The organism is Enterobacillus tribolii, from assembly GCF_003363015.1.
Lineage (GTDB): Bacteria > Pseudomonadota > Gammaproteobacteria > Enterobacterales > Enterobacteriaceae > Enterobacillus > Enterobacillus tribolii.
In genome coordinates this window covers 1-4,658 of sequence record NZ_QRAP01000028.1, presented here as the reverse complement: position 1 = coordinate 4,658, position 4,658 = coordinate 1, and the positions used below count along the sequence as shown (strand labels likewise).

Annotated in this window: 1 protein-coding gene; it reads right to left on the bottom strand. The window is 57.3% G+C overall.

What is annotated here, in order from left to right; all coding sequences use genetic code 11:
- On the bottom strand, positions 1 to 4,658 hold a 4,658-nt coding region (locus tag C8D90_RS21845), incomplete at both ends, for a hemagglutinin repeat-containing protein (protein ID WP_196238531.1).

Sequence of the window (4,658 nt, the reverse complement as noted above, 5' to 3'; positions counted from 1 at the left end):
AACAGGCCGCTCTTTTTCTTCTCTTTGAGGTAGTAGTGCGATTCCTCTTCCGTCGCCGCTTCAATGGTGACGTTGTTGCCCGCATTCAGCGCCACGTTGCCGTCGCCCACCACCTGCGAGCCGGTGACCTTCAGGTCGTTGCCGGCGGAGACCTTCACGTTGTCGCCGGAAAGCAGGGTACCTGCCTCGCGGGTGGCGTAGTCTTCCTGCACGATGTGGGTCTTGGTGGAAGAGGTCAGCTTCTTCTTGACCTTGGTCTCTTCGAAGAAGTGATAGTCGCTTTCCGTTGCGGTACTGAGGTTGACGTCGCGGCCTGCCGACAGGGCGATGTCGCCGCCGGCCTGCACCTGCGCCGCCTGCGTGTTGATGTCACGACCGCTGACGATAGTGGTGTCCGCCCCGCTGGCGATTTCCGTGCCCTGCTGGCGAATGCTCTCGTCGATTTCCTGCTTGCGTCCGCCCTTGTACTCGGTGTAGTCACGGCTCTGGGCTGCGTTAAGGTTAACGTCGCGCCCGGCCATCAGCCCGGCGGACTCACCAGCAACGATAGCCGCCGCATCAGAGTTAAGGTCGCGCCCGGCGCTGACCGTGAGGTTTTCACCGGCGGTCAGGGTGCTGCGGGTGGTGTCTTCGCTGATGGCAAGCGAACCGCCGTTGCGGGAGGTGGCGTTCTTTTCACCGGTTTGCAGGTTCACGTCTCGACCGGCGACCAGCACGGCATCTGCGCCGGCGCTGAGGTTGCTGGCCTGCAGGGTGATGTCCTGACCAGCCTGGGCGGTCAGGGAACCGCCGGCGGAGATTTGGGAGGACTGGGTATCAGTTGTGGCTGACTGAAGGTATTTCCCTCTTCCGGTGTGACTACTGCTCTGAGTCACCTCATTGGCTACGATAGAGATATCGTTGCCAGCAGCTAATTGCATATCACCATCAGAAATGATTTTAGAGCCAATACTGGAGACATCGCGACCGGCCCCTAAACTCAAATTCTCTCCGGCCTGAATAGAAGCAATATCACCGACTTGTGTATCCGAAAGAGTGAGGGAGCGCCCCTGATAGCTATCATAACCACTTACTGACCATTGCTGCGTCAGCGTCTGGTTAAGGATACTGCCATCAATACTCTCCAAAGCGACACGATTACCGCTGATGGTTGAGCCGGTGTTATTGATATTACCGATAGCGCTTAAATCCAGTTCATTACCCGCAGTAAGGAGCCCGCCATTTACGTTATTGAACGTACTGTCGCTGTCCAGCCACAGATTATTATTTGCCCGGATCGTTGAGCCGCTGTTGGTGATGCTGCCGCCGGCCAGTTGCACGTTGTTGCCGGCAATCACGCTGCCGTTGTTAATCGTCACATCCGCCGCAGCCAGGTAGAGCTTCGGCGCCATCACACGCTGACCATTGATGGTCACCTGCTCCCACCACACGATGCTCTTGGTAAGGCTGGCAACCTGTTCTGCGCTCAGGCTGACACCGAATTGCAGCCCCAGTCGCTGTTGTTGTTCCGCAGCGCTGTTAATCAGGTATTGCATTTGCTCCAGATCGGAGCCAATACCGTTGATATATCGACTCCCCGTTTGTTGCAGCATCGCGTTACTGACATAGCGGGTATCGAACGCCGCATCACCGAGGAAGCGGTAGTCATAGTCCGGATTCAGATTCAGCCGATCCATGAAATACGCAGAACCCAGGAAAGATTTTTCGTCAGTAAACTGACGACCCGTTTCTCGTGGTGCTGCACCGGGTTGTAAGCCCAGCATGGCATACAGACCATTGAACAGGCTGTCATCAAGCTGACCCAGCCCATCCAGTTTAGGGTTAGTGGTGATGAGATAAGGACTGTCCGGGTCAGGACTGGTAACGAATAAGCCGTTATTGCCGTTAGGTAACGGGTAATAATCCAACTGGGCATTATTGTTACCAAGATCTTTCAGCACATTCTGTACCTGATCACGCCAGACAGGCGGGGCAACAGAGACACCATTGGTATCGACCAGCGACTGACCTTGCCTGCCCTGCTCAGCATCCAGCGATTTCAATGTATTCAATGTCGGCGTGGTCAGATTATGGCTGATGTTCCCTGCATTCGCGGTGGTGTTGGTATTACTGATATCCTGAGAGAAATCAGCAATAACATTACCTCCGGCTTGAATCACCGCACGATATGAACCGTCTGCGACATAATCGGTATCATGTCCGGTCAGTTCATAACGAACCGTAGTTTCTGTTGGTTTCGTTGAGGGTCTTTCAATCGGTGTATGTCCCGCCGTTCCTGGTGGCCGACTCCCATCCTTACGGATGCCATCCGTATATTCGTAGACCAGATACTCCGTTGCCGTACCAGCTTCATAGCTTTGATTATTAAGGAACTGACCTTTCAACAAAATATCGTTTTGCGCCAGAATTGAACTGGCTTTATTCTCCAACTGCCCGGCATAGATAGCCAGGTTGCGGCCGGAGATGATGGAACTGGTTCCGCCTTCAGCCGAAACAGAGAGAACCGTCTGCTTGTAGGCAAATTTCTGCTGTATATATTCATCCGTCGGGATGTAGTAATAACGGGGTTCTTTATATAAAAAGCACGCCGCGCCACCGCATGAGCCTTCTGCGATATAGCTGCTATAGTTTTTGAGGACAAGGTTATCCAGACCCAACTCATCGACAGGAATATAGGCATAAGCGTCACCCAACCAGCTATGTGTCAGACTGAGATCGATATCTTTTGATGTTGAGGTCAGCCCGATTCGTTCATTAACCAGACTGGCGGTATTAATAAAAATATCCCCACGCTGCGTCTCTATCGTCCCAGAACTGTTCACCACCCGGCTGTTCGCATTCCCCGCCGCATCGCGCTGCATCCACAGGCTGTTACCCGCCAGGATATCCCCCTTCAGGTTTTGGATACTGTCAGCAAACAGCTTCATATCCCCCGCCGCATACAGCAGCGCGCTGTTGGTCAGTTGCCCCGCTGCACTCAGCACCAGATTCCCTGCCGTGCCGGTAAAGCCATCATTGGTGATAGCGCCGCGGCTGCTTAACGTCACGTCGCCGCCCGACTGCAGGCTTCCGCTCTGTGTCAGCGCGATGTCCTGCGCCGTCACGCTCACCGTGTCGCTGCCGCCGGTCACCGTGCCCTGGTTGGTAAAGCCGCCACCGGCAACAAGCGTAATCCCCTGCCCCTGCAACGTGCCGTCGTTGAAAACCGCGCCCCGGGTGTTCACCGCCAGCCCCTTACCCGCCGCCAGCACGCCGTTGTTACGCAGCGACTGCACAAGATCCAGCGTGATACTTCCCAGCGCCACGCTTTCCCCGTCAGAGGTGAAGTTATTCAGCGTAAGATTCAGGTCACCACCGGTGTAGAGTTTTCCGCCCGCGCGGTTGGCCAGGCTGTCTCCCGTCATCATCAGGCTCTGGCTGGCAAACAGCGTGCCGCTGTTATCAACTACCGGCACGTTGAGGGCCAGCCGCGCGCCCTGGAGCAGGCCGCTGTTGGTTAACTGAGCAAGCGTAAATTGGGCGTCTCCGGCGGCAAGCCAGGTACCGGCGTTGGTGAGCGCGTTGGCATTCAGGAACAGGTTGTTGCCCTGTACCGTGCCGTTGTTGGTCATCTGCGGCGTGGTCAGGGTGATATCCCCGCCCGAGAGCACGCGCCCGTCGTTAGTAAACGGATTGCTCAACGTGAGGGAAGCCCCCTCATTGCCCTGAATCAGCCCCTGATTGAACAGGCCGAGCGCGGAGAGCTGCAGGGTACCCGTCGCCAGCAAGGAGCCCGTGGCGCTGTTGGTGAACTCACCTTCGCTACCGAGCGTCAGGCTCCCGCCCTGTACCGTCCCGCTGTTGTAGCCCGATGCCATTGTCAGACGGGTATCACCACCCTGTATCCGGCCGGTGTTGGTAAGACGCTGAGTGTCGGCAGTAAGCTGACCGGCAGAGAGTACCTGCCCGGCGTTGGTGAAATCATTCAGGCTGAGCGTCAGTTGATTCACGCCGGTTAACGTGCCCGCGTTGGCAAGCGTCCGGGCCTCCACCGTGGTGGTGTTGGCCTGTAAGGTACCGCGGTTATCAACCCTGGCGGCATTGAGTGCAAGCTGACCGCTGCTGCTCAGGCTGCCGGAGGCACCGACGCCCAGCAGGTTTTGGATATCCAGTTGCAGCAATGCTGCGGTCTGCATCACACCGTCAAGTGCGGCCTCATTGGCCGTTATCCGCAGAGTCTCCGCCTGCCATAATCCATTGCCCGTCACGGCTGCCGCATTCACTTGTGCCGTGCCCTGCGTCAGTATCCGGCCCGCCATCGTGTTGGCCAGCGCCTGGCGCAGCGTTAATGTCAGCCCGCTGACGCCCGTCAGGTCGCCGCGGTTGTCGAGGTCCGCCGCGCTCAGCGTCAGCGCCCCGCCCTGCATCACGCCGTCGTTGGTCACCCGGTTGGTCACCGCAACGTCCAGCCCGCTCCCCGCCAGCAGGTGCCCGGCGTTGGTAAAATCACCGGCATTGAGCGCCACGGCGCCTTCACCCAGTAATTTGCCCGTATTAGTCAGCGTGTTGTCGACGTTCAGCGCCAGGCCGTCAATGCCCATCAGCATCCCGCTGTTGCTTAATGCACCCACCTCAACCGCCGCCGTCGCGCCCTGAAGCGTACCGGCGTTGGTCAGGTC